This is a genomic window from Agrobacterium sp. LAD9, from assembly GCF_003031125.1.
In the GTDB taxonomy this organism is placed as follows: Bacteria; Pseudomonadota; Alphaproteobacteria; order Rhizobiales; family Rhizobiaceae; genus Agrobacterium; species Agrobacterium radiobacter.
The window spans coordinates 1-24,902 of record NZ_PHGS01000023.1; the positions used below are offsets into that span (position 1 = coordinate 1).

Below are 24,902 nucleotides of genomic sequence, written 5' to 3' on the forward strand. Positions count from 1 at the left end.
AGCACCACCACTCCCGGCGGCTCGGGCACGGTGTCTCCCGGCGCGGTGCGCAACGCTCTCCAAGCCTATAACGATATGTCGCGGACCGAGCAGATCAAGCTCGCCCGCCGTTGTGTCGATATTCTGGGCGGCGGATATGATGTGGCTCTGACGCAATTGTGCAAGATGATCCGGACGGCCTCGCGCTGAAGCGGCCTTTACCCGCGTCATAAACTCCGAAGGACGCCGCCGGCGTCCTTCGGGTCAATTGCCCTTGCGTCCGAAGGACAGGATCTTCTGCCGCAGGCTGCGGGCGAGGTTGCGGGTGTTGCGGTACATGTCCACCTGCGTGGAAACCTGCCGCACGTCGCGGTCACTGTTCTGGGCAAGCCCAACCACCAGCGTGCCCATCTCCTGGCGTTCCTGCCAGAAGCGGCTCATGATTGGATGATCGGGCACGGCGCAGCTGTCGCTGCGCAGAATATTGGCGTCATCCAGATGCCAGTCGGTCAGTTTCTGCACCAGCAGCTTGCCGGGAGAAAATTGCGCATAGCTCTCGTCGAAAGCGGTTTTCCACGTATAGGCCTCACCGGCCGTGATGAAGACGACCATGGAGGCGATGGCGCTGCCATTGAGGTCGATGGTGTGGATACGCACCGCATCCGCTTCGGCCAGATTGGTGATCGCCTCGCGGGCGAAAGCGGCGCGATAACGGTCGTTGACCAGCGCGGTGCGTTTGCGGCCTTTCCAGCCACTCGCCTCCAGCGCCAGAAATTCCTCCATGCGATAGCGCACGTCCTTCGGCTGTCGGGTAACGGTGTAGGCGAGGGGCCCGAGTTTTTCGAGCTGGCGCCACTGCCTGTTCATTTCACGCAGATGGTGCGGCGCAAGGGCGTTTTGCAGGTAGGCCCTGCCATCAAGCAGGCTTTCCAGCATCGGCCGGTGATAATTGCCCGTCGTCGTCACCGGCAGGTTGCGGCTGAGCGCGATGGCTTTGAACATGCGGGCAAAAGGCCCTTCCAGCCGAACATCCGGCAGCACCAGAACGTTGGGCAGCCGCATGTTGCGGTCGGAAAGGGCATCGAAAAGATTGTCGAGGGTTTCGGCGGCCCCTTCGGTATCAACCAGCGGCGTGCCAAGCGGCCCGAACGGATTGGCCCAGACGCGAATGATGGAAGGGCCGATGGAAAAGCCGGGCTTTTCCACGGTGAAAGGCATCAGGAAGCGCATGCGGCTTCTGGCGCCGTTCTCGTCGCGAATAAGGGCGAAGCGCACGGATTTGTCCTCGATCCGCGGCATGGCGGGTGCGAGAAGACGTCCGGTGAAGAAGACATTCGCCTCCATCACGCGGTTGGACAGAAAGTCGAGTTCTTCCTGCATGTCGTAACCGAGCTGACCCGGATAGATGCAGAATTCCCGGCCATCGCGCCCCACGCGTCGGCTGCTGTCGGCTACGGGACGGTCACGCTCCGCAGACGCCATCAGTGCGGCGATGCGCGGGTCCTGAAAATCCGGATTCTTTGGATCGCTGGACATGCTTATCGTTACACCGCCTTCCCAGTGTTTTGGCCCGCCCGGGGATCGTTGAAGGCAAAAAGGACGATCCCGAGTGTGCGGCGAATGGCAATATGCAATAGCACAGCTTCTATGCACATGGCTATCGCCACCGCTGCCGCGGCCCCTGCCAGACCATAGACCGGAATGAGCGCCATGTTGAGTGCAATGTTGCAACCAAAGATAATAATATAAAGCACGACGCACAATTTTTGTTTGCCGGCCATATTCAGCAATGTTTCTCCCGGGCCGATCAGCGCTTTGGCGAGGAAACCGGCGAAAAGGAAGAACATCAGCTCGTAACCCTGAACGAAGCCCGGACCGAACAGCGATAGCAGGAACGGGCCGGCCAGAAGCACCACGCTGCCGACGGCAAGCGACGGCCAGAAGGCCCAGCGCGCGGCCTGGCTGGCGAAACCGGCGAGCCCCTGCCTGTCATTGGCAGACATCAGGGCGGCCAGACGCGGGGCGGCTGCCGCCTGCACGGAGAAAAACACGAATTGCATCAGCACGATGGTCTTTGCCGCGGCGAAATAAATGCCCACCTTATCCGGCGGCAGATAAAGCCCGACAATCACCACATCGGAATTGGTCATCAAAAACCCGATGCCGTCGATCAGGAACATCGGAAAGGCGAACCTTATCCAGTGGCGGAAATGAACCCTGCGGGCTGTGCTGCGGAAATGCCGGTTGAGCCGGCGGTCCATGAAGACGAAATGGAAAAGCGTGGTGACATAGGTGGCAAGAAGGGCCGTGAGCATGGCCGTCGTCGCGGTTTTTTCCGCTCCGAAACCGATTGCCACCAGCATGAACAGCAGGATCAGCACCGGGCGGATAATATAGGTGGGGCTGAGAGCGGAAACCGCCCAGCCATTGGCGCGCGCGGTGCCGTTCAGCACATCGCCCAGCGCCACCATCGGCAGGGTGAACAGCGCCAGCGAAACGGGAATGAGATAATAGGAGGCGATGCGCTCGCCGAAGAAGTACAGGAAAACGAAACCGAAAATCGCAAGAGCGCTGGCCGAAAACATGGCGAAGACGCGCGCCGTCGAGGTCAGTCCCATGATCTTGTCATGGGCATCCTCCAGACGGTAGCCGGGTAAAAACCTGATGACGGTGGTGTGAAAGCCGAGACAGGAGAGGTTGCCGAACAGGATCACCAGGACCCAGACAAAGGCAAACAGGCCATATTCGAACTCCCCCATCAGGCGGGCAAGGATGATCTGGGAAATGAAGGCGATGCCGGCGCTGACGATGCGCACCGCAAACGCAACCAGCGCCATGCGCTGCGCACGGGAAACCTCATCTCCGCCGGAAAGAAGGACGGCGACTTTCGCTACCAGCGGCGAAAGCTTCGCGCGCAGGCCTGCGGGTAAGGCTTTTTCCGCCGTGTTGAGGATAGCCATGATCCACACGCCATCATTTCCAGTTGAATAGGCAAGCCGATTATACGCGCTTCATCCTTAACGAAGGGTTTGGGAGGCGCCGGCCTGTGTGCCAATGTCGTCCACCACCTTCGGCCTGCGGATGCCATTGAACAGGAAAAGGGCGAGCGGGCTGAGCCGTATCACCTGATGCAGCATATAGGCCACCACTGTGGTGGCCGCGACGATGATGGCGAATTCCAGGATCGGCGGCAGCGCGATCAGGATGAAGAGCGTTCCGAAGGCGTAAATCAGTGGATGGTGAAACAGGTAGATGGTGAAGGATGCATCCGTCATGCGTCTGGCAAAGCGGTTTGGCCGATCGAAATAACGGCAGGCAAGGTCGATCAACAGACGGCTCGTGGCCACCGCCGCAATTGCCGAAACCAGCACCAGCAGGGCCGAATTCGAAAGGGGATTTTGCAGCCGCAGGCTCACCGAGGTTGCGATGGCGCCCGCCGCGACGATGCCGGTGAGAAGTCCCGTCTGGCGAAAGCGGTGAAAGAGGGCGCGATCACGGTGCAGCAGGGCCCCGACAAGGAAAAATGGCAGGTAGCGCGCATAGGGGTCGGAAGCGCGCTCATAGAGAAGAAAGAGTCTGCTTCCGTTCTTTGCCGCAAGCAGGCCGGATCCGTAGATCATCAATTCCCACAGGATAGGCGCAGTGCAGAGTGCTGCGAAAAACAGTGTGGCATGTCGCTGCCGCAGGCTGTCGAACCAGTCTTTCGCATGTGCCAATGGCTGATGTTCCGTAAGAAACAGCAGGCTGGCAAGTAGAATGGAATAAACGATAAGGGCCGGCAGGAACCACAGATGCATGATCCACTGTTCGCTCGGACGCAGCAGGCCGGGCAGGCTCTCCAGTAGCCGGTCGGCCGGGATCTCGCCCTTGGCGACGCCGGCCAGTTGCAGCAGGAAAAGCTGCAATGGCCCGAGCAGAAGGACCGCCACAATAAAGGGCACGCCGAGGCGCAGGAAACGTTGCCTGAGCCAGCGCATCTTGCCCTTCTTGCCGATGACCATGGTGGAGAAATATCCGGCCACCACAAAAAAAGCTGGCATGCGGAAGGTGGAGAGCACGGCGCCAAGCGCGCTCAGCAGCGGGCTGGTGTCAAAATCCTTGATGTCCCATGGCAACGCATGGCTGTAGATGAGGGAGGCGTGATAGGGAATGCCAAGCAGCATGAGGAGAGCCCTGAGCGGGTCCCAATAATGCTCGTAGTCTGACTTGCCCGGTTGCATTTTTCCCCCGTGCCGCAAACGCGATCAGCAATGACCAGCACGACTATTGGTGGAAAACGCTAATAAACTCTTCACGCACCGGAAGGGGTGGGTGGAGCCTTTTTCTTGGGCATAAGGTCAAGGACCAGCGCACAGCCCAAAATGATGATGCCGGCACCGAAAAGCTGGGGAAGCGAAAGCGGCTCATCCAGCACCAAAGCACCGACGAGAACCGCCACGACGGTGACGGCGAATTCAACGCTGATCGCCTTGGTCGCACCGATCGAGGAGACCAGCTTGAAATAGGTGATGTAGGTAAGGCCGCTCATGACCACCGCCTGTATCAAAAGATAACCGTAATCGATGAGATCAGGTGTTCTCGGCAATGGGACCACGAAGAGAAGCGGCAGGGTCATCAGGCCGCCTGTCAGGAATGAGCCTATGGTGATTTCCCAGGAACCTACGCCCTTCAGGTGGCGGCTGGCGAAATTGCTGCCATAGGCCGCGCAGATGCAGGCGGCGACAGCAGCGGCGCAGCCGATGATGAAGGTGGTTGTAACTGGAACGGCGGGAAAGCCGACAAGCAGAACGATGCCGGCAAAGCCGATAACGAGACCGGCAATGCCCTGACGCGTCAGACGCTCAATACCCCATAGCTGAGAGATGAGCATGGAAAAAAGCGGAATGGTCGCCACCAATATGGCAGCCATAGCAGTGCCGATCTGCGGTGTGGCGTAGGACAGGCCGATCAGTTGCCCCGCGACCGTTGTGGCACCGACGATCGTAAAGGCGCGCCAGCCGGCCGAGAATGTCAGTTTTCGGCGCACCGTCCGCGCAATGAGAAAGAGGGCGGCAGCGGTCATGAGCGAACGAAGCGTGACGGCGCCGATCCAGCCGAAGGCAGCTACGACTTGTAAAAGCAGCAGAAAAGAGACTCCCCACGCGAGCGCGAGAAAAATATAGGCGGCGAGATCGCGAGGGGCCATGGAAGCAGTTTCCAGAAAATGATCAGGCTCCCTTATGGAAAGCGCCGAGACCAGTCAACAGTCGGCTCACCGGCAATGACCCGGCCCAAACAAAATCGCCCGTAACGCGGGTTACGGGCGATTGATTTCAGACTGATAACAAGCGCCTTACGCCTGTTCGTAAACGCCGTGGCAGTGCTTGTATTTCTTGCCGGAGCCGCAGGGGCACATTTCGTTGCGGCCGATACGGCCCCAGGTGGTGGGGTTGTTCGGATCGCGTTCCTCGGCCGGCACGAAATTGACGGGCGTGGGCTGCATGCCCTGCGCCATTTCATCTTCGCCCGTATTGGGGTCGAGATGATGCGCGGTCATTTCCGGCAGTTCCGGCTGCTGCGGTTCCTGCTGCACCAGTTCCACACGCATCAGCTGGGCGGTGACCGCCTCGCGCAGATTGGCGAGCAGCGCCTGAAACAGTTCGAAGGCTTCCGCCTTGTATTCCTGCAGCGGGTCTCGCTGGGCATAACCGCGGAAACCGACGACGGAACGAAGGTGATCGAGATTGACGATATGTTCGCGCCACAGATGGTCGATCGTCTGGAGAATGACCGAACGTTCGACATAGGTCATGATCTCGGGGCCGAAACGTTCCGCGCGCTCGGCGGCGTATTTGTCGGCGGCCTCGGTGACACGCTGGAGAATATCGTCCTCGGCGATGCCCTCTTCCTTGGCCCAGTCCTCTACCGGCAGGTCGAGGTTCAGGAACTGGGCGATGCCGGCCTTGAGGCCCGCAATATCCCACTGTTCGGCATAGGCATTTTCCGGAACATGCTTGGTGACGAGCATTTCGATGACTTCGTGGCGCATGTCGGCTGCGGTTTCGCCGATATTGTCGGCTTCCATCAGCTCGAGACGCTGGTCGAAGATCACCTTGCGCTGGTCGTTCAGCACGTCGTCATATTTCAGAAGGTTCTTGCGGGTCTCGAAGTTGCGGGCTTCGACCTTCTTCTGGGCGCGTTCCAGCGCCTTGTTGATCCACGGATGGACGATCGCTTCGCCTTCCTTCAGGCCGAGCTTCTGCAACATGCTGTCCATGCGCTCGGAACCGAAGATGCGCATCAGGTCATCCTGAAGCGACAGGTAGAATTTCGAACGGCCGGGGTCACCCTGGCGGCCGGAACGACCACGCAGCTGGTTGTCGATACGGCGGCTTTCGTGGCGTTCGGTGGCGATGACATAAAGACCGCCGGCGGCGAGCGCCTTTTCCTTCAGCACCTTGATCTCGGCGCGGATGGCCTCTTCCTTGGCGTCAAGCTCCGGACCCGGTTCCATGCCTTCCAGCTCGCGCTCGAGACGCATCTCGACGTTGCCGCCGAGCTGGATGTCGGTACCGCGGCCGGCCATGTTGGTGGCGATGGTGACGGCACCGGGAACACCGGCCTGCGAAACGATATAGGCTTCCTGCTCGTGGTAACGGGCGTTCAGAACCTGGAAGTCGGAGAAACCGGACTGGCGCAGCATATGGGCCAGAAGCTCGGACTTTTCGATGGAGGTCGTGCCCACCAGAACCGGCTGGCCGCGTTCATGCGCCGCCTTGATCTCGGTGATGATCGCCTGGAACTTCTCCTCGCCGGTGCGGTAAACCTCGTCGTCCTCGTCGATACGCTGGATCGGCAGGTTGGTCGGCACCTCGATGACGTCGAGGCCGTAGATGTTGCCGAATTCTTCCGCTTCCGTCGAGGCCGTACCGGTCATGCCGGCCAGCTTTTCATACATGCGGAAGTAGTTCTGGAAGGTGACGGAGGAAAGCGTCTGGTTTTCCGGCTGGATCTGCACCTTTTCCTTGGCTTCGAGAGCCTGATGCTGACCTTCGGAATAACGGCGGCCGGGCATCATGCGGCCGGTGAATTCGTCGATGATGACGATCTCGTCGTTGCGGACGATGTAGTCCTTGTCGCGGGTGAAGAGCTTGTGGGCCTTCAGCGCATTGTTGATGTGATGGACGATGGCGACGTTTTCGACGTCGTAAAGCGATTCGCCCTTCAGGAGGCCCGCCTGCCGCAGCAGGTTTTCGAGCTTTTCGGTGCCTTCTTCGGAGAAGTTGGCCGAGCGCTGTTTCTCATCGATTTCGTAATCTTCTGGTGCCAGCAGCGGAATGAAGGCGTCGATGGTGTTGTAGAGATCGGAACGGTCGTCCAGCGGGCCGGAAATGATGAGCGGCGTGCGCGCCTCGTCGACCAGGATCGAGTCGACTTCGTCGACGATCGCGTAGTTGTGGCCGCGCTGCACCATCTGCGCGCGGTCATATTTCATGTTGTCGCGCAGATAATCGAAGCCGAGTTCGTTGTTCGTCGCGTAGGTGATGTCGCAGGCATAGGCCTCGCGGCGCTGGTCGTCGTCCAGCCCGTGCACGATCACGCCGGTGGTGAGGCCGAGGAAGCGGTAAAGCCTGCTCATGGTGGCGGCGTCGCGCTGGGCAAGATAGTCGTTGACGGTAACGACATGCACACCCTTGCCGGCGAGCGCGTTGAGGTAGACCGCAAGCGTTGCCACCAGCGTCTTGCCTTCACCCGTCTTCATTTCGGCGATGGCGCCGCCGTGCAGGATCATACCGCCCGTCAGCTGCACGTCGAAGGGACGCATGTGGAGAACACGGCGCGATGCTTCGCGGGCCACGGCAAAAGCCGGGATCAGCAGGTCGTCCAGCGACTTGCCGTCTGCCAGCTGCTGGCGGAACTCGGCGGTCTTGGCCGCCAGCGCTTCGTCGGAGAGCGCCTTGGTGGCCTCTTCCAGCGCATTGATGGCTGCGATCTTGCTTTTATAGGAGCGGACGCGGCGATCATTTGCCGAACCGAACAACTTGCGGGCTATACCGCCGAGACTGACCATCTTACTGGCCCTTTCTGAAATTCCGTTTTGCCGGGCGCTTTTCTCCGTCACGCTGTTTTCAGCACAAATGACGGACTTCGCCCTTCAACGTATCTGGACGCGAGGTTGCGTGACAGATAAGAGGGGGGGCAAATGATGTCAACGGTTCTGCCCGTTACAGAATGGCCACAATCCGGTGTTTGGAAGTTTTTTCAGAGCCGGAAACCATGTCTGGAGCCGGCATTGTCCCCGAAAGGTTCAAAATGTTGCGCTATAATAAAATTGCGGCTGCGGTGATTGTGGCCACGCTCGGCCTCCAGTTCCCTGCTTTCGCACAGGAAGACAAGGTCGTCGCCAAGGTCGGCGATCTGGAAATCCACCAGTCCGAACTCGACCTCGCTATGAGCAACCTCGACCCGCAGCTCGCGCAGCTTCCCGATGAGCAGAAGAAGGTCGCAGCCCTTTCCGGCGCGATCGACGTCAAGCTTCTGGTAAAGAACGCCAGCGCCGAAGGTCTGGAAAAGACTGAAGATTTCAAGAAGCGCATGGAATTCATCCAGGACCGTGAGCTGCATAACGCCTATTTCCGCAAGCATGTGGTCGAGGCCGTCACCAATGACGAGGTGAAGGCGCGCTACGACAAGGAAGTCGCAGCCCTGCCGCAGGAAGAAGAAATCAAGGCCGCGCACATTCTCGTCGCCAGCGAGGACGAAGCGAAAGACATCATCAAGCAGCTTGATTCGGGCAAGGATTTCGCCGCGCTCGCCAAGGAAAAGTCGACCGATTCCAACAAGGATGACGGCGGCGATCTCGGCTGGTTCGGCAAGGGCCGCATGGTTCCGGAATTCGAAGAAGCTGCTTTTGGCCTCGAAAAGGGCGCCTACACCAAGACCCCGGTGAAGACGCAGTTCGGCTTCCACGTCATCAAGCTGGAAGACAAGCGCATCGCCCCGCCGCCGGCTTTCGAGCAGGTTGAGCCGCAGGTTCGTCAGCTTGTCATGCGTGACAAGTACGTTGCCCTCATCGAGAAGGCAAAGGCTGACCAGAAGATCGAAATCATGGATGAGACGCTGAAGAAGGGCTACGACGAAGCCTCGAAGGAACAGCAGGCTCAGCCGCAGCAGTAAAAAACTCAGGTTACGGGGCGGCTATGGGCCGCCCCGTTTCATCTCAGGCATTCCCAGATCCTCCTTTCCAGAATTTCAGGCGCTTCCCATGTCCGTTGCCGTTTCCCCGCTCGCTCCGAAATCCTATCCCGACATGCCCGCGCTGCGCGGTGTTCGCATGGCGACGGCCGCCGCCGGCATCAAGTACAAGAACCGCACGGATGTTCTGCTGATGGTGTTCGACACGCCGGCAAGTGTCGCCGGCGTCTTCACCAAATCAAAATGCCCGTCTGCGCCGGTTGATTTCTGCCGCGCCAATCTCGGCGGCGGCGTGGCGCGTGCCGTGGTGGTCAATTCCGGCAACGCCAATGCCTTTACCGGCGTCAAGGGTAAGGCAGCGACCGAGTTGACGGCGAAATCCGCCGCCGCTGCCGTCGGTTGCTCCGAAAACGAGGTATTTCTGGCATCGACCGGTGTGATCGGCGAGCCGCTGGACGCCACCAAATTCGCCGGTGTTCTGGGCGATATGAACGGTATGGCCGAAGCCGATTTCTGGCAGGAAGCCGCCAAGGCGATCATGACGACCGATACCTATCCCAAGGTTTCGACCCGCACTGCCGAAATCGGCGGCGTCATCGTTACCATCAACGGTATCGCCAAGGGCGCCGGCATGATCGCGCCCGATATGGCGACGATGCTCTCCTTCGTGGTGACGGATGCGGACATTGAGCCGGCAGCCCTGCAGGCGCTGCTTTCGGCCGGTGTCGGCCCGACTTTCAATTCCGTGACGGTCGACAGCGACACCTCCACCTCCGACACGCTGATGCTGTTTGCCACGGGTGCGGCAGCTGAAGACGGCCAGGTGAAGGTGACGAGCGCCGATGACGAGCGCCTTGCCGGCTTCCGCGTCGCGCTGAACGATCTCCTGAAGGACCTAGCCTTGCAGGTGGTTCGCGACGGCGAAGGCGCGCGCAAGATGGTGGAAGTCACTGTCACTGGCGCGGAAAACGATGCCGCCGCCAAGAAGATCGCTCTTTCCATCGCCAATTCGCCGCTGGTGAAGACCGCGGTTGCCGGCGAAGACGCCAATTGGGGCCGTGTCGTCATGGCAGTCGGCAAATCCGGCGAAATGGCAGACCGCGACCGTCTCGCGATCTGGTTCGGCGGCGTGCGCGTGGCGGTTAATGGCGAGCGCGATCCGGATTATTCGGAAGCGGAGACGACCGCGGTGATGCGTCTCGAAGACATTCCGGTGAAGGTGGATATTGGTCTCGGTCAGGGCAAGGCCACTGTCTGGACCTGTGATCTCACCAAGGAATATGTTGCGATCAACGGCGACTACCGGAGCTGACCGTTGGAGCCGAAGAGAATGCAGGACAACAAGGCCGTCAATCTGCCGCTGGTTCGCCGTCTGGAAGCCGTCAGCTTCCGGGCATGGCCTGCCTCGTCGGTGATTTATGACGGCAGCTGGCAAATCCGCCTCACAGGCTCGCATCCCTCCAAGCGGATCAACTGCGTGGTGCCGCTCGACCCTTCCGACTACGGAAACAGCGCCGTGCGGCTGGAAAAGGCACGCAAGCGCTTCGAGGATTTCGGTCGTCCGCTGGTGGTGCGTGAAACGACGCTGATGCCGCCGCAACTCAAGGACTTTCTGGTCAAGGACGGCTGGTCCATGGTCGAAGAGGTCAGGGTCATGACGGCTGACCTCACCGGCATGGAACTGCCGGAAACGCTGGTCAGCCTGCCGAGCCACGATATCGGCCGTTTTGTCGAGGCGAGCATCAAGGTCAGCGATAGCGACCCGGCCCAGCGATCAGCGATCGCAGAAATCGTTAGTTCGATCAAGCCGACGCTCGGCCTGTTCATCAACGAGGAAGTTGAAGGCAGCCCGCTTGCGACTGTGATCTGCGTGCAGGATAACGATCTCGCCGGTATCCTGTCGCTCGACGTTGACAAGTCGCAGCGCCAGAAGGGCCTCGGTACGCAGATTCTGGCGTCGGCGCTGCGTTGGGCACGGATCAGCGGTGCCAAAAGCGCCTGGTTGCAGGTCGTCTCGACAAATGTGCCCGCAATCGCGCTTTATGAAAAATTCGGTTTCACCGATGCCTACCTCTATCGCTACTGGCGCAAGGTTGACGAAAAATGAGCGAAGCGGGCAAGAAGATTCTGCTGGTCGCCGCCTGTGCGCTCCTCGATCAGGATGGGCGCATCCTTCTAGCGCAGCGTCCTGAAGGCAAGTCGCTTGCCGGCCTGTGGGAATTTCCGGGCGGCAAGGTGGAGCACGGTGAGACGCCGGAGGAAACCCTTGTTCGCGAGCTGGACGAAGAACTGGGCATCAAGACCAAGGTCGCCTGCCTTGCACCGCTGACTTTCGCCAGCCACACCTATGAGACCTTTCACCTCCTGATGCCGCTTTACGTGTGCCGCCGTTATGAGGGCATTGCACATGGCCGGGAAGGGCAGGCGCTGAAATGGGTAAAGCCGCAGGCTCTGCGCGATTACCCCATGCCGCCGGCCGATGAGCCGCTCATCCCCTTCCTGCAGGATCTGCTGTAAGCTGGCGGCGTGGCGTTTGCGCGCGATCGGGATCAGCCTGTCGAGTACGCAATTGTCGAGTGCGAGGCTGGATCCCACCCTTGTAAGGTCATCCCGTCACAGCTTCGTGAAAATGCCCTGTTGCCAGCGCTTTACCGTACCAAAACGGGGCTGTGTTAAGAGATCGTTCAGCACCCTCTGGCAGATTGTTAAGCTAAAGAAGCGGTAAACTGCGCGAGACGAGGTTGGTCATGAACGAGGATTTCTGGAAGACGGTGGAAGGTCGTCATTTGTATTCCAACAAATCCCGTCGCACCGGCGTGCTCAATGTGGCGCTGCTTTTTGGCACGGCGGTTATCGCCCTTTCCCTGATCATCACCCCCATGCTTGCCGGAAAATCTTCCACGCGCGTGGCGCAGTTTCCCGAAAATTACGACATGATCAGCACGGGCTCCATCAAGAAGACCGATGTCGGCAAGACCTATTCCATTCGTCGCAGCATCACCCAGCCGATGCCGGAGATGCCCTGCGTGGTCACGGGTTACAGCAACGAGAGCGGTTGCTGATCGTTTACCATCAACGGTAACGGATTTCTCACATCGCCGACCTAGGATAGTGTTGATTTCAACAGGGCAGATGCCGGTTGTCGGAACGCACCGGTGGATGGGGAATATCCTGTGCTGCATTTTTTTATCAATTTTTGCAAAAACGAAGACGGTGCGACAGCCGTTGAATACGGCTTGATCGTGGGGCTGCTCTCCGCCGCCCTCATCGCTGGCGCAGGCAACATCAGCAGCAATATCAATGCCGTGTTTCAGTTCATCGTAGATACTTTTGCCCAGTCGAACCTGTAGGGCTGATCGCTCAGGACAGCTTCACCTCTGTTGTCTTCAAGGCATCGGCAAGCCGCACCTTGGCGGAGCCGGGCTTTAGCGGTTTCTGCTGGCTTTCGTGCGGGGCCCAGCCTGATACGTAAATAATGGAAAATGTCGCCCTTATCCGCCCGTCAGGATCTGAATAGCGCTCGGCGTAAAGCTCCGCTGCGCGCAGGAAAAAGGCGCGGTTGAGCGGTTTTCTGCTGCGGCTTGCCAGCGGGTTGGCCATGCCCATGGCGCGCAGGTCCCGCATCAGCGGAAAAATAGAATCGTAACGAACCGTGTAGCTTTCCGCATCGGTAACGGGAAGCGCAAACCCGGCGCGCTGCAAAAGCGCGCCGACATCGCGCACATCGGCGAAGGGAATGACACGCGGACTTGCGCCCCCGGTCAGTTCGGCCTCTGCGGTCAGCAGCACATCGCGCAGTTCCTGCAGGGTGCCGCTGCCGGGAATGGCGCCGAGAAACAGGCCGTCCGGTTTTAATGCCCGCCGGATCTGGATCAGCGCACCGGGGGTGTCGTTGGTCAGATGCAGGGCAAGTGGTGAGACGATGAGATTGGCGGAGGCCTCCTCAAGCGGCAGATGCTCCATGGAAGCGGCCTCGGGAATATTTGCATCCGTCGCAAAAGAACTCTCGGTTTCGATACGGCGAATGGTATCGACCTTGCCGGTCTCCGACAGGCGTCGGGCGGTGACGCCGGTTCCGCCATGAAGTTCGATCGCGGTCTCGAACTGGCGCTCGACGATGGCGAGCCTGTCGGCCAGCTCTTCGGCCGCCATATCGAGAAGAAACAGGGCCTTGTCATCGCGTCTGGCCCACGCCCGGTGACGGTTTTGTTCGATCAGGGCCTGGTCAAAGAGAATATCCATCGTCTTGCCTGCTCGGCCTCAAACGCCTTCGGGATCGGCGGGCCGTATCGTTACTGTCATGCCGCTGCGGGCATCGTTCTCCCGGTGACGGGACGGAACTATCGCTCTCGCAAAGGCACCCGTTCAGCGGTAAAGTCAACCTCATGGGTGCTGGTGAAAGTCTGTTTTCGGCGTTGCTATCGAAGTCCGCGACCGTGCCGGCGGCAGCGGGAGACATGTGGCGCGCGCTATTCCGTATGGTCTACCCGCCAACCTGCGCGGGCTGCACCCGCATGACCGGCGGCGAGGGTGCCTTATGCGCGGATTGCTGGCGGGATGTGGGCTTTATCGATCGCCCCTTTTGCGAGGTTCTGGGCATTCCCTTCGCGCGGGATCACGGAGACGGTTTTGTGAGCGCGCGGGCCATTGCCGAACCGCCGCCCTTTGACCGGCTGCGTGCCGTCGCAAGCCATGAGGGAACCGCCCGCAAGCTCGTGCACCGGCTGAAATATCAGGACCGGACCGATCTCGCCCGACTGATGGCGCTGTGGATGCTGAGGGCAAGTGACGGAACGGTGGGTGACTGTGATTGTATCGTGCCCGTTCCGTTGCATCGTCACCGTTTCCTGCGCCGCCGTTTCAATCAATCCGCCGAGCTGGCACGGCATCTGGCCAAGGCCGCCGGCAAGCCCTTGCTTGCCGGCACGCTGTTGCGCGTGAAGCCGACCGAGCGGCAGGTGGGGCTTTCGGCACTTGCCCGACAGGACAATATGCGCGGCGCTTTCGCGCTCGCGCCCGGCCGGGAAACCGATGTCCATGGCAAGCGCGTGGTGCTGGTGGATGATGTCTATACGACAGGTGCGACGGTGGGTGCGGCAAGCCGTGCCTTGCGCAAGGCCGGTGCCGTGGATGTGACGGTTTTGACCTTTGCAATGGCCATTTCCGGCCCTATATGAAACCTGAATGACATGACTTTATCGTGCGTTTTACCGCACGTTTGCGAGGGCTTTGAAAACATGGCACCGGTAACGATCTATACGCGGGATTTTTGTGGTTATTGCGCGCGCGCCAAGGCGCTGCTGGACAGCAAGGGCGTGGATTACGCCGAATATAACGCTACGACGACGCCCGAATACCGGCAGGAAATGATCGAGAAATCAGGTGGTACAACGTTCCCGCAAATCTTCATCAATGGCGAGCATGTGGGCGGTTGTGATGATCTGCACGCGCTGGAGCGCGCCGGCAAACTGGACGTGCTGCTGGCCGCCTGATCGGCCCGATTTGCGGGCATGGAGGATATGATGAGTTTCAAGGCTGCCGCCATTCAGATGCGTTCCGGCGTCGACCCGGCAAAAAACGCCGCCGATATGGAACGGTTGGTGCGGGCGGCTGCAGCCGAGGGCGCCGTTTATGTGCAGACCCCGGAAATGACGGGCGCCATCCAGAAGGACAGGCAGGCGCTGCGTGCGCAATTGCAGGATGACGATGGCGATATCATCGTTGCGACGGCCGCGCGTCTCGCCCGCGAACTCGGCATTCATGTCCATGTCGGCTCGACCGCGATTGCCCGGCCGGATGGCAAGATCGCCAATCGCGGTTTTCTCTTCGCGCCGGATGGTTCGCGCATCTGCAGCTATGACAAGATCCATATGTTCGATGTCGATCTCGACAATGGTGAAAGCTGGCGCGAAAGCGCTGCTTATCAACCCGGCGAGGTGGCGCGTATCGCTGAACTTCCGCTGGCGAAATTCGGCTTTGCGATTTGTTACGACGTCCGTTTTCCGCAGCTTTTTCGCGCTGAAGCACTGGCCGGTGCAGAGGTTCTGACGGTTCCGGCGGCTTTCACCCGGCAGACGGGGGAGGCGCATTGGGAGATCCTGCTGCGCGCCCGCGCCATTGAAAATGGCGCTTTTGTCATTGCTGCCGCGCAGGCCGGCGTGCATGAGGACGGGCGCGAGACCTTTGGCCATTCCATCATCATCGATCCCTGGGGCAAGGTTCTGGCCATTGCCGGCGGCGCTGGAGAAGAGATCATCTTCGCCGAGATCGACACGTCGCTGGTCGCGGCTGCGCGTGGCAAGATTCCCAATCTGCGCAATGCCCGCGAGTTCGGACTGGACACTGTCATTCCCCTGAAACCTGCCGGAGGTGAAGCGGCGTGATCCGTTATGCGCTGGCCTGTGAAAAAGGCCATGAGTTTGAAGGCTGGTTTGCCGGTAGCGACGATTTCGACAATCAGTTGCAGCGCGGTTTCCTGTCCTGCCCGGTCTGCAATTCCGTGCAGGTCTCCAAGCTATTGATGGCGCCCTCGGTCTCCACCGCCCGCAAGAAAGACGAACGCCAGACGCTCGCCATGGATACGGCCAGGAAAGAGGCGATGGCGAAAATCCGCGAGGCTGTCGCCAATATCCGCGCCAATGCCGAGGATGTCGGCGATAAATTTCCCGAAGAGGCGCGCAAGATCCATTATGGCGAGGCGGATGAGCGCGGCATCATCGGCAATGCCTCTGCGCAGGAAGCCAAGGCCCTGCTGGATGAGGGTATAGAGATCGCGCCGCTGCCGGTTTTGCCTGACGACGTCAACTGAATTTCTTTAGAACGACATCACTCACAGAGCGCCCCGCGTTAGCCTTGCGCCGGTCTTTTCGCCAGCATCATGTAGTTGACCTCCATGTCAGGTGAAAGATTCCAGCGGTCCTGCAGCACGTTGTAGAACACGCCGGTGCGGTGGATGATATCCGTGCCGCTTGCCACCAGCGGCCTCTCGAGCTCTTCCGGGCGAACCAGCTTTTCATATTGGTGCGTGCCGCGCGGCAGCCAGCGCAGCACGTTTTCGGCGGCGAAGATTGCCAGTGCCCGGGCTTTGAGCGTGCGGTTGATGGTGGCGGCGAACATCAGGCCCCCGGGTCGCACCATTTTTGCGCAGGTGGTGACGAAGAGATCGACATTGGCCACATGCTCGACCACCTCCATGTTGAGGATGACGTCGAAGGTCTCGCCAGCTTCCTGCAACTGTTCGGCGGTCACGGCGCGGTAGTCAACGCTGACCCCGCTTTCGCGGGCGTGGGTGGAAGCGATGCCGATATTTTTTTCCGAGGGATCGGCGCCCACCACATCCGCGCCCATGCGCGCAACGGGTTCGGAGAGAAGGCCGCCGCCGCAGCCAATATCCAATATGCGCAGCCCTTCCAGCGGGCGGTGCGCCTTCGGGTCGCGGCCGAAATTGTCGCAGATCCGGTTGCGGATATATTCGAGCCGCACCGGATTGAACTTGTGCAACGGGCGGAACTTGCCGGTCGGGCTCCACCATTCCGCAGCCATCGCGGAGAAGCGATCCACTTCGCTCTGGTCGACGGTCGTCTGTGCGGTTTCGCTCATGGTTCTGCTCCATATTGCTGTTGCATTGAAGTCGGATGATTGCCCCCCGAAGTCAAGACCGGCGGTCCATTCCGGCGGCAATTTGTCGGGCGCTCATTGCCGCAGGTGGAACTGATGAGGCGTCTCATTTGTTTCATGCTGCGTTCATGCAGCAACGCGTATTTTCCGATCGTGGCAGTATGCGGAACGCATACTCGTCCATCGAAGTGGTGGATGCCGACAAGGGCAAAGCGGGCCTTTGCTTGAGGAGAAAGAAGTGAAGAAAAAACTGTTTGGCGCAATTGCGCTGGTGGCCATGCTCGCCGCGCCGGCACTTGCCGAAGCTGCGACGCGCGGTTTCGCCACCGCGAATGTGAATATGCGCTCCGGCCCGAGCACGGCCTATCCGGCTGTTGTGGTGATCCCGAATGGCGCGCCGCTCACCGTCCATGGCTGCCTTTCCGACACGCCCTGGTGCGACGTCGCGTTTGTGGGTGGTCGCGGCTGGGTAGCCGGGCGTTACATCGCCACGACCTACCGGCAGAACCGGGTCTATGTCGAACCGCGTTATTACCGCGATCTCGGCGTGCCGGTGATCACCTTCGAAGTCGGCCGTTATTGGGACCGCTATTACCGCGACCGCGACTTCTACCGCGAGCGTGACCGCTGGCGTCGTCCGCCGCCATCAGGCGGTTACTGGAACGCCCCGCCGCCGAGTGCCGGATGGGATCGCCCGCGTCCGCGTGACGAGTGGCGTGACGGACGCCGGGATGACTGGCGTGATGGTCGTCGTGACGAGTGGCGCGATCCCCGTCAGGGCGGCGGTCCGAATGACGGACGCTGGGAACGTCGTTATGGCGACTGGAACCAGGGCGACAGAAATCAGGACAGGCCCCGTCGCGATGACGATCGCCGGCGCTGGGAAGATGAGAACCGGGATCGTAATCGTCAGTTTAATCAGGATGATGGCCAGCGTCGCCCCGAGCGTCGTGTTCAACCTGAAGAGCAACGGCGTCCGGAAGGCCGCGCTCCGTCGCAGGAACAGGTTCGTCCGCCCGAGCCGGCGCCCCGGAGCAACCGGGCGTGTGATCCGGCCGATACGGAATGCCTGTCGAGACAATAACTTAGACTGGCGGAAATTCCCGCCAGCCAAACATAATTGACGAAAAATGTCCCCGGTTTAGTGCCGGGGACATTTTTTCCCTTCGAAGCATATGCCTGATGTCTCCGTAAAATTCCCCGTGCGGCAAGGCTACAACACCTGCGCATCGTTCGGATGCAGGAGACTTCAAAACTTTCAATCGGCGTCCGTGTGATCGTTTGCCGCTACTTCGCGCTGGCAGCCTTGCGAGTACGGCTCTTGGGTTTCGCCGGGGTTTCTGCATCCGGTGCGGCATCGGCAGCCGCGACCTTGGGAGCGGCCTTCTTGCGCGTTGCGGGTTTTGTCGCTTCCGATGTCTTCAGCAGCGAAAATTCATGTCTGGCCTGTTCCCAGTGGTGCGCGTCGCGCCCAGTGGGATGGCCTTCCTTTTCCCAGAGTGTATATGCCCGTTTGCTGATCCATTCGTGTTCCGAAACCTGCATGCTCGTCTCCCGTTGCTGTTTACAGCGCCTTTGAGAAGGCGACATTCCGCTTGGTCCGGCACACGCTCGACAGGAATCAATGCCGGCATTTCCAGAGCCCATTACATGCCATGATTTTCCGGGCGTCAAGCAAACATGCTGCATTGCAAAAACGGATTTCTGGCATTTTGTCCCCGTTAAAGCGGTTTGCGCGAAAGACGTTCCTACAAGAGAAGATCAACGTTGCGTGATCGGCCCAAGGCCGCCAAGATGGCCGGATGAATGGGCAGCGGAGGAGGCGGTCTTGGAACAGACAACGGAAGCGGATGCGCAGGTCATCGTCAAGAAGCGGGGAGGGGCTGGCATCATTCGCCTCAACCGCCCGAAGGCGATCAACAGCCTGACGTTGCCGATGGTTCGCGGCCTGTTTCAGGCGCTTCAGCGTTTCGAGGAGGATGCCGGTGTTGCCTGCGTGGTGTTGACCGGGGAAGGCGACAGGGGGCTTTGCGCCGGGGGCGATGTTCGCATCATTCATGATCTTGGCAAGGCCGGCGACCCGCAGGTGCTTGATTTCTGGCGGGAAGAATTTCCGCTCAACTATCGCATCGCCCGCTTCAGCAAGCCCTATATTGCCCTGATGGACGGCATCGTCATGGGCGGCGGCGTCGGCATTTCAGCCCATGGCAGCCACCGCATCGTCACGGAACGCACAAAACTCGCCATGCCGGAAACCGGCATCGGTTACTTTCCTGACGTCGGCGGCTCCTGGCTCCTGCCACGAGCGCCGGGCGAATGCGGCACCTGGCTGGGGCTGACGGGCAACGCGGTTACGGCCGCTGATGCCATCTACGCCGGCTTTGCCGATTATATTGTTCCTTCGGACCGTCTCGACGGTCTGGTCCAGAACCTGTCGCAAGCGGCGGATATAGACAGCATCGAGACGGCGATCATGGCGCAGGCGGTTGAGGCCGATGAAGGCGTTTTATCCATAAATCGGGATATTATCGACGCGACATTCCGCTTCGACACGGTTGAGGAGATTTTCGCCGCGCTTTCGGCGCGCCAAGATGCGTTTTCGCGCGAGACCCTTGAGGTCCTGCAAAAGCGCTCTCCCACCAGTCTGAAACTGACCCTGAAGCTGCTGCGCCTCGGTCGGGAAAGTGCGAGCCTCATCGAATGCCTGGAGCGGGAATTTGCCGCCGGCACGGAGATATTGCGCCAGCACGATTTTTACGAAGGCGTGCGTGCGGCCCTTATCGACAAGGACCGCAATCCCCGCTGGCAACCGGCGCGGCTGGAAGAGGTGCGGGAGGAGAATCTGGCGCCCTATTTTGCCGGGCATTCCGGCAATCTGTTTCCCGATCATCGCCTTTAGATCAGTGGAGACCGCGCCTGTTGCCTGGAGACTGGCGAATCTCCGCCCTCATTCCTGTGACAAGCACAAGGACGAGGGCTACGCTCAATGCGAATACATGTTTCGGGCGTAATGAATTTCATGGTTCTCTCCGAGATTTTGGGAAGGGTGACGCAAAAGAAATTCGGCTTCTTGCCCTATATGAAATCATCACCTTTTGAGTGCTTATTCTTTGGGTGAAATTTCCAATCCATACCCCTGCAAGGCACAGTTGTTTCTCGCGGGCGTTGCCGCCGCCCGCTATGTTGAACACCATTCGAATTGCCGGGGGTATTCATGAAACGTCTTCTCATTATCGGTACTGCTTTTGCCGCTCTTTTTGCAGGTGCGGCGCAGGCGCAGTCTCCGACCACCATCCTCAACGCATCCTACGATGTCGCCCGCGAAGTTTTTGCGGCCGAGAACGAGGCGTTTATCAAGCAGCATCCGGGCGTAACCGTCGATCAGTCGCATGCCGGCACCTCCAAGCAGGCGCGCGCCATTGTCGAGGGTCTTGAAGCCGATGTTGTCACCTTCAACCAGGTGACCGATGTCGATTTTCTGGTGAAGCAGGGCTTCGTTTCCGCCGACTGGAAGAAGGATTTTGCGAACGACGCATCGCCGTTCTATTCCTTCCCGTCCTTCCTCGTGCGCGCCGGCAATCCCAAGGGTATCAAGGACTGGGACGATCTTGCCCGCGACGATGTGAAGATCGTTTTCCCCAATCCGAAGACCTCGGGTAACGCCCGTTACACCTATCTCGCCGCCACGGCTTACGCCAAGGAGAAGTTCAACGGCGACGAGAAGAAGGTCCAGGAATTCGTCAAGAAAATCTTCGACAATACGCCGGTTTTCGACACCGGAGGCCGCGCCGCCACCACCACTTTCGTGGAACGCGAGATCGGCGACGTGCTGATCACCTTCGAAGCCGAGACCCGCGGCATCGCCAAGCAATATGGCGCCGACAAGGTGGAAGGCGTTGTGCCCTCCGTCAGCCTGCTCGCCGAATTTCCGGTGGCCGTGGTGGATAAGGTGGTCGACAAGCGCGGCTCGCGTGATCTGGCGAAGAGCTATCTCGACTTCCTCTATACCGAGGAAGGCCAGCGCATCGCCGCCGAATTCGGCCACCGCGTTCACGATGAAAAGGTCGTCGGCGAGTTCAAGGACAAGTTCCCCGCCATTCGCCTCGTCAATGTCGATGATGTCTTCGGCGGCTGGGACAAAATTCAGAAAGAGCATTTTGCATCCGGCGCGACGCTTGATACGCTTTACGGCAGACGTTAATCACAACGACAAAGAACAGATAGAAGACCCGGCGGGAAACTGCCGGGTCGCTTTTTGATGAATTGGGGGCGGGGTTTGAAACGGAATGTTCTGCCGGGGCTGAAATTGTCCCTTAGCGTTACCCTGACTTACGTCGCCATCATCGTGCTTCTGCCGCTCTCGGCGCTGGTGTTCAAGGCGGCAAGCCTAGGCCCTGCCGAATATTGGTCGATCATCTCTTCTCCGCGCGCCGTCGCCAGCTATCGTGTTACCGTGCTCTGTGCGCTGGCCGCCACGCTGTTCAACGTCATTTTCGGGGTGGCGCTTGCCTGGGTGCTGACACGTTACCGCTTTCCCGGCTGGCGCATCGTGGACGCCATCGTCGATCTGCCTTTTGCGCTTCCGACCGCCGTTGCCGGCATTGCGCTGACGACGCTTTTTGCGGGCAATGGTTGGTTCGGCTCGGTGCTTTCCCAATTCGGCATCAAGGTGGCCTACACGCCGCTTGGCATCATGGTGGCGATGGCCTTTACCAGCCTGCCCTTTATCGTGCGCACCGTGCAGCCGGTTCTGGAAGACCTCGATCCGGCGCTGGAAGAAGCGGCGCAATCGCTCGGTGGTTCCGATCTCGAAATTTTCCGCAAGATCATCCTGCCGCTCCTGACGCCGGCGTTGCTCGCCGGTCTGTCGCTGTCCTTCGCCCGCAGCCTCGGCGAATTCGGGGCGATCATCTTCATCGCCGGCAACCAGCCGTTTTCGACTGAGATCACCGCGCTGCTGATCTTCATCCGGCTGGAGGAATATGATTATCAGGCGGCGGCCGCCATCGCCTCCGTGCTGCTCATCACCGCCTTCGTGATGCTGGCGGTGACCAATTACCTGCAGGCGCGCGCGCTTCGTTACACGGTGAGGGGCTGAGACATGAGTGCCGTTTCTTCACACCGCAAGCCGCCACGGGTTGGCGACGCGCCTCTTGTTCGCCGCAGCCTGATTGCCTTCGTGCTTGTTATCGGTGCCTTGCTGGTCTTAGCGCCGCTTGTCATCATCGGCGTCGAAGCCTTTTCGCAGGGCTGGAAGGTCTATTCCGCCACCATCGCCCATCCCGATACCCGCCACGCCATCATGCTGACGGTACTGACGGCGCTGATCGCCGTGCCTGTTAATACCGCCTTCGGTGTGGCCGCCGCATGGGCGATCACCAAGTTCGATTTCCCGGGCCGGCGCTTCCTGCTGGTGCTGATCGAAATACCCTTTTCCATTTCGCCGATCGTCGCCGGCGTCGCCTATCTCTTCGTTTACGGCCTTCAGGGGTTGTTCGGCCCGTTCCTCGATGCGCATGATATCAAGATACTCTTCGCGCTTCCCGGCATCGTCATCGCCTCGATGTTCGTGACTGCGCCTTTCGTGGCGCGCGAACTGATCCCGCTGATGCAGGCGCAGGGTCGCGATCTCGAGGAGGCGGCGACCTCGCTTGGCGCATCCGGCTGGCGTACCTTCTTTTCGGTGACCTTGCCGAACATCAAATGGGCGCTGCTTTATGGTGTCGTGCTCTGCAATGCCCGCGTGATGGGCGAATTCGGCGCGGTATCGGTCGTATCGGGCAATATTCGCGGCCAGACCAATACGCTGCCGCTGCATATCGAGCTGCTTTACCACGATTACCAGACGGCCGGCGCCTTCGCGTCCGCCTCCATCCTTGCCTTGCTCGCTGTCGTCACCATCATCGCCAAGGTGGCGCTGGAAGGGCGCGGCGCCGGACGCGGCGCCAAGAAGACCAACGGCGATGCCGCCATCGCCACGGAGACCTGATTCCCATGAAAATCCGCCTCGAAAATGTGGTGAAGACCTTCGATACCTTCCGCGCCGTGCGCGATGTTTCGCTGGATATCGAAAGCGGCGAGCTTCTGGCGCTGCTCGGTCCCTCAGGCTCCGGCAAGACGACGATTTTGCGCATGGTTGCCGGTCTCGAATATAGCGATGGCGGCCGGATCTTTTTTGGCGACGAGGACGCCACCAATATTCCGGTGCGTGACCGCGGCGTCGGTTTTGTGTTTCAGCATTATGCGCTCTTCCCGCATATGACTCTGCATCAAAACATCGCTTTCGGTATGAAGGTCTCGAAGGTGAAGCGCGACAAGGCGGCGATCGACGCCCGCGTCGAAGAGCTTCTGCGGTTGGTGAAGCTCGATGGCCTCGGCGACCGTTTTCCGGCGCAGATTTCCGGCGGCCAGCGGCAGCGCGTGGCGCTGGCGCGTGCGCTGTCGGTCGATCCCAAGGTGCTGCTGCTGGATGAGCCTTTCGGAGCGCTGGACGCCAATGTGCGCCGCGATCTTCGCCGCTGGCTGCGCGAGATTCACGATTCGCTCGGCATCACCACGATTTTCGTGACGCATGACCAGGAAGAGGCGCTCGATCTTGCCGATCGTGTTGTCATCCTCAATCAGGGCGAAATCGTACAGGAGGGCACGCCGAAGGAGGTCTGCCGCCAGCCGAACAGCGCCTTCGTCATGCGCTTTCTGGGTGATGCCAACCGGGTCTCCGGCGTGGCGCGCGGCGGCAAGGTCTATGTCGGTGACAATGAGCTGCCTTTCTCCTATGCGCAGGGCGATGGCGTCGTGGATATCTATGCCCGCCCCGGCGATCTCGAATGGGAAGATCTGCATGAGGGCATTCCGGCCTCGGTGGCGCGGGTTCTCGACCGGGCGGGTGAACGCCGGGTAATCGCCAGCACCGATGGCGGCGACATCCTGGAATTTGACGTGCCGCCGGAAAACGACGTCGCCGCCGGTGACCGCGGTTCCGTCATCATCCGCCGGGCGAAGATTTTCCCGGCGGCATGAGCCGTTGTCAGCCCAGAAGCTCGAAGGCGCTTTCTGCCACAAGCTTGCCGTTGATCATCAGCTCAACCCTGTGAAGGCCGGGATAGTGTTTGCGGGTGGTGAAATCGCGTATGGCGCGGCTGATCGACAGCGCGCATGTCTCACCGGGCTGAAGCTCGATTTCTTTCCACTTGAAGACTTTCGCCGAGGCGTCGCCGCTCTTCTTCACGTAGTGCACGGCGTAGTCGATCACCAGTTTCTGCGGGCGTTTCGCCGTCGAGGTGAAAGAGGCTGAAATCCGCACAGGGTTGCCGAGAGCCACCTTGTCCGGCGTAACCTGAAATGCCGCAAGTGCAATTTCCGCTTCCTCATGTGCGCCAAGATGGGCAAGCGCGGCGGCGTCGCCCTTCTTGATCAACGTGCGCAGGGCTTGGCGTGTAATCCAGCGCGTATGCGGGTTTTCCTTCGGCCATGCATCGATGAGCGCCAGCACGAAAGCGGGATTGTCCTTGGTGATGTCGTTCAGATGATTGGCGACGGATTTGCGCACATAAAGCGCCTCATCAGCTTTCATGGCCTCGAGGATACCAGTGACCGGGGATGGATCGTCGATCAGGGGTTTGAGCTGGAATGACCATGGCAGGCGCGGCCGGCAGCCCTCGCTCGCCAGCCGCCGCACATGTTCGTTTTCATGTCGTGACCATGTCTCCATCACGGCAAGGGTACGGGCCATATCCCTTTGCAGGAAATGACGGATGGCGAATTCCGAGGAGCCGAAACGGGTGAAATAATGCAGCGCTTCCATGGAAAGATCGAAATCATCGAGGCCGTAGAGCGCCACATATTCCGGTAGCGAAATGGAGGCAAAACCGTTGCCGATGCCCGGCGCTGCGGCGGTCAGGATTTCGATGTTGCGGGCATAGTCGCCGGGAAGTGTCGCATGCAGGCTCGTCGCCACCTGCCGCATACGCTGCATGATGCCCAAGGCCTCGAGGTTTTCGGTGGCGAGCGCCATGAAGGCTGAGATGTCAAACTGCGGATGAACGGCCCTGGTCTGATCGGCGATATGCCGCAGTTTCTCGCGGTTGAAGATTTCCTTCAATGCAGGTGCCGCCGTGTCGCTCATATTGCCC

Annotated in this window: 25 protein-coding genes and 1 pseudogene; 17 read left to right on the forward strand and 9 right to left on the reverse strand. The window is 59.9% G+C overall.

Translation table 11 applies throughout. The features are described 5' to 3' along the window. Positions 1-189: pseudogene (gene uppQ, locus DA915_RS21275) on the forward strand (polysaccharide biosynthesis GNAT family N-acetyltransferase UppQ); the annotation flags it as partial. A 54-nt stretch (positions 190-243) separates the two neighbouring features. On the opposite strand, the gene DA915_RS21280 reads toward uppQ, so the two are convergent. From DA915_RS21280 to secA, 5 genes are all read right to left on the reverse strand, one after another. Further along, positions 244-1,515: a GNAT family N-acetyltransferase gene (locus tag DA915_RS21280; protein ID WP_107677240.1), complete on the reverse strand. Its 1,272-nt coding sequence runs from the start codon at positions 1,513-1,515 to the stop codon at positions 244-246. An 8-nt stretch (positions 1,516-1,523) separates the two neighbouring features. Beyond that, entirely contained in the window at positions 1,524-2,939 is a 1,416-nt protein-coding gene (gene uppV, locus DA915_RS21285) for a Wzx-type polysaccharide biosynthesis protein UppV (RefSeq protein WP_107677241.1), read from the reverse strand. A 57-nt stretch (positions 2,940-2,996) separates the two neighbouring features. After that, a complete protein-coding gene (gene mdoC, locus DA915_RS21290) occupies positions 2,997-4,199 on the reverse strand; it encodes a glucans biosynthesis protein MdoC (RefSeq protein ID WP_107677242.1) in 1,203 nt (400 codons plus the stop codon). A gap of 71 nt (positions 4,200-4,270) precedes the next feature. Beyond that, positions 4,271-5,164 carry a DMT family transporter gene (locus DA915_RS21295; protein WP_107677243.1) on the reverse strand — a complete coding sequence of 298 codons (894 nt, stop codon included), beginning with the start codon at positions 5,162-5,164 and terminating at the stop codon, positions 4,271-4,273. Positions 5,165-5,311: 147 nt separating this feature from the next. Then, positions 5,312-8,029, reverse strand: coding sequence for a preprotein translocase subunit SecA (gene secA / locus DA915_RS21300; RefSeq protein ID WP_020012088.1), 2,718 nt, complete (start codon positions 8,027-8,029; stop codon positions 5,312-5,314). A 242-nt stretch (positions 8,030-8,271) separates the two neighbouring features. Between secA and DA915_RS21305 the strand changes: the two genes are divergently transcribed. The 6 genes from DA915_RS21305 to DA915_RS21330 all read left to right on the forward strand — a co-directional run bounded on the left by DA915_RS21305 (position 8,272) and on the right by DA915_RS21330 (position 12,503). Continuing rightward, the gene (locus tag DA915_RS21305; protein WP_099087380.1) at positions 8,272-9,135 is read left to right on the forward strand and encodes a peptidylprolyl isomerase; all 864 of its coding nucleotides are present in this window, start codon (positions 8,272-8,274) and stop codon (positions 9,133-9,135) included. Between the two features lie 88 nt (positions 9,136-9,223). Continuing rightward, positions 9,224-10,465 (forward strand): bifunctional glutamate N-acetyltransferase/amino-acid acetyltransferase ArgJ, encoded by a 1,242-nt coding sequence (argJ, locus tag DA915_RS21310; RefSeq protein WP_080864808.1) that lies wholly within the window; start codon positions 9,224-9,226, stop codon positions 10,463-10,465. Positions 10,466-10,483: 18 nt separating this feature from the next. Further along, the gene (locus DA915_RS21315) at positions 10,484-11,260 is read left to right on the forward strand and encodes an N-acetyltransferase (protein ID WP_020808897.1); all 777 of its coding nucleotides are present in this window, start codon (positions 10,484-10,486) and stop codon (positions 11,258-11,260) included. Next, complete coding sequence (mutT, locus tag DA915_RS21320; RefSeq protein WP_020012084.1) at positions 11,257-11,670, forward strand: 8-oxo-dGTP diphosphatase MutT; 414 nt, start codon at positions 11,257-11,259, stop codon at positions 11,668-11,670. Before DA915_RS21315 ends, mutT begins: the two co-directional genes overlap by 4 nt. Before the next feature lie 230 nt (positions 11,671-11,900). After that, positions 11,901-12,215: a hypothetical protein gene (locus DA915_RS21325; RefSeq protein ID WP_020808898.1), complete on the forward strand. Its 315-nt coding sequence runs from the start codon at positions 11,901-11,903 to the stop codon at positions 12,213-12,215. 93 nt (positions 12,216-12,308) lie between these two features. After that, positions 12,309-12,503, forward strand: coding sequence for a Flp family type IVb pilin (locus tag DA915_RS21330; RefSeq protein ID WP_003507050.1), 195 nt, complete (start codon positions 12,309-12,311; stop codon positions 12,501-12,503). Positions 12,504-12,513: 10 nt separating this feature from the next. On the opposite strand, the gene DA915_RS21335 is transcribed toward DA915_RS21330, so the two are convergent. Beyond that, positions 12,514-13,395 carry a methyltransferase domain-containing protein gene (locus DA915_RS21335; RefSeq protein ID WP_107677244.1) on the reverse strand — a complete coding sequence of 294 codons (882 nt, stop codon included), beginning with the start codon at positions 13,393-13,395 and terminating at the stop codon, positions 12,514-12,516. Positions 13,396-13,538: 143 nt separating this feature from the next. Between DA915_RS21335 and DA915_RS21340 the strand changes: the two genes are divergently transcribed. From DA915_RS21340 to DA915_RS21355, 4 genes are read left to right on the forward strand one after another with little or no spacing between them, the layout of a single operon-like run. After that, positions 13,539-14,330: a ComF family protein gene (locus DA915_RS21340; protein ID WP_107677245.1), complete on the forward strand. Its 792-nt coding sequence runs from the start codon at positions 13,539-13,541 to the stop codon at positions 14,328-14,330. A gap of 60 nt (positions 14,331-14,390) precedes the next feature. Next, complete coding sequence (gene grxC / locus DA915_RS21345; protein WP_060724909.1) at positions 14,391-14,645, forward strand: glutaredoxin 3; 255 nt, start codon at positions 14,391-14,393, stop codon at positions 14,643-14,645. 30 nt (positions 14,646-14,675) lie between these two features. Next, a complete protein-coding gene (locus DA915_RS21350; RefSeq protein WP_107677246.1) occupies positions 14,676-15,536 on the forward strand; it encodes a carbon-nitrogen hydrolase family protein in 861 nt (286 codons plus the stop codon). Further along, positions 15,533-15,961 (forward strand): DUF1178 family protein, encoded by a 429-nt coding sequence (locus DA915_RS21355; protein ID WP_003507039.1) that lies wholly within the window; start codon positions 15,533-15,535, stop codon positions 15,959-15,961. Before DA915_RS21350 ends, DA915_RS21355 begins: the two co-directional genes overlap by 4 nt. 38 nt (positions 15,962-15,999) lie before the next feature. Here DA915_RS21355 and ubiG read toward each other — a convergent pair whose 3' ends face one another. Next, positions 16,000-16,752 (reverse strand): bifunctional 2-polyprenyl-6-hydroxyphenol methylase/3-demethylubiquinol 3-O-methyltransferase UbiG, encoded by a 753-nt coding sequence (gene ubiG, locus DA915_RS21360; protein ID WP_107677247.1) that lies wholly within the window; start codon positions 16,750-16,752, stop codon positions 16,000-16,002. A gap of 256 nt (positions 16,753-17,008) precedes the next feature. Here ubiG and DA915_RS21370 point away from each other — a divergent pair, with 256 nt between their 5' ends. Then, positions 17,009-17,854 carry an SH3 domain-containing protein gene (locus DA915_RS21370; protein WP_020808901.1) on the forward strand — a complete coding sequence of 282 codons (846 nt, stop codon included), beginning with the start codon at positions 17,009-17,011 and terminating at the stop codon, positions 17,852-17,854. A gap of 203 nt (positions 17,855-18,057) precedes the next feature. Here DA915_RS21370 and DA915_RS29005 read toward each other — a convergent pair whose 3' ends face one another. Further along, positions 18,058-18,315 (reverse strand): DUF2934 domain-containing protein, encoded by a 258-nt coding sequence (locus DA915_RS29005; RefSeq protein WP_020808902.1) that lies wholly within the window; start codon positions 18,313-18,315, stop codon positions 18,058-18,060. A 283-nt stretch (positions 18,316-18,598) separates the two neighbouring features. Here DA915_RS29005 and DA915_RS21380 point away from each other — a divergent pair, with 283 nt between their 5' ends. The 5 genes from DA915_RS21380 to DA915_RS21400 all read left to right on the forward strand — a co-directional run bounded on the left by DA915_RS21380 (position 18,599) and on the right by DA915_RS21400 (position 23,790). Beyond that, positions 18,599-19,669 (forward strand): enoyl-CoA hydratase/isomerase family protein, encoded by a 1,071-nt coding sequence (locus DA915_RS21380; protein WP_107677248.1) that lies wholly within the window; start codon positions 18,599-18,601, stop codon positions 19,667-19,669. A 315-nt stretch (positions 19,670-19,984) separates the two neighbouring features. After that, positions 19,985-20,971: a thiosulfate ABC transporter substrate-binding protein CysP gene (gene cysP / locus DA915_RS21385; RefSeq protein WP_107677249.1), complete on the forward strand. Its 987-nt coding sequence runs from the start codon at positions 19,985-19,987 to the stop codon at positions 20,969-20,971. Between the two features lie 57 nt (positions 20,972-21,028). Next, a complete protein-coding gene (gene cysT / locus DA915_RS21390; protein ID WP_107677250.1) occupies positions 21,029-21,868 on the forward strand; it encodes a sulfate ABC transporter permease subunit CysT in 840 nt (279 codons plus the stop codon). Between the two features lie 3 nt (positions 21,869-21,871). Next, on the forward strand, positions 21,872-22,759 hold the full coding sequence (gene cysW / locus DA915_RS21395) for a sulfate ABC transporter permease subunit CysW (RefSeq protein WP_107677251.1): 888 nt from the start codon (positions 21,872-21,874) through the stop codon (positions 22,757-22,759). A 5-nt stretch (positions 22,760-22,764) separates the two neighbouring features. Beyond that, positions 22,765-23,790, forward strand: coding sequence for a sulfate/molybdate ABC transporter ATP-binding protein (locus DA915_RS21400; protein ID WP_107677252.1), 1,026 nt, complete (start codon positions 22,765-22,767; stop codon positions 23,788-23,790). Positions 23,791-23,797: 7 nt separating this feature from the next. Here the strand turns inward: DA915_RS21400 and DA915_RS21405 are convergent, their stop codons facing one another. Beyond that, entirely contained in the window at positions 23,798-24,895 is a 1,098-nt protein-coding gene (locus tag DA915_RS21405; protein WP_107677253.1) for a DNA alkylation repair protein, read from the reverse strand. Between the last annotated feature and the right edge of the window lie 7 nt (positions 24,896-24,902).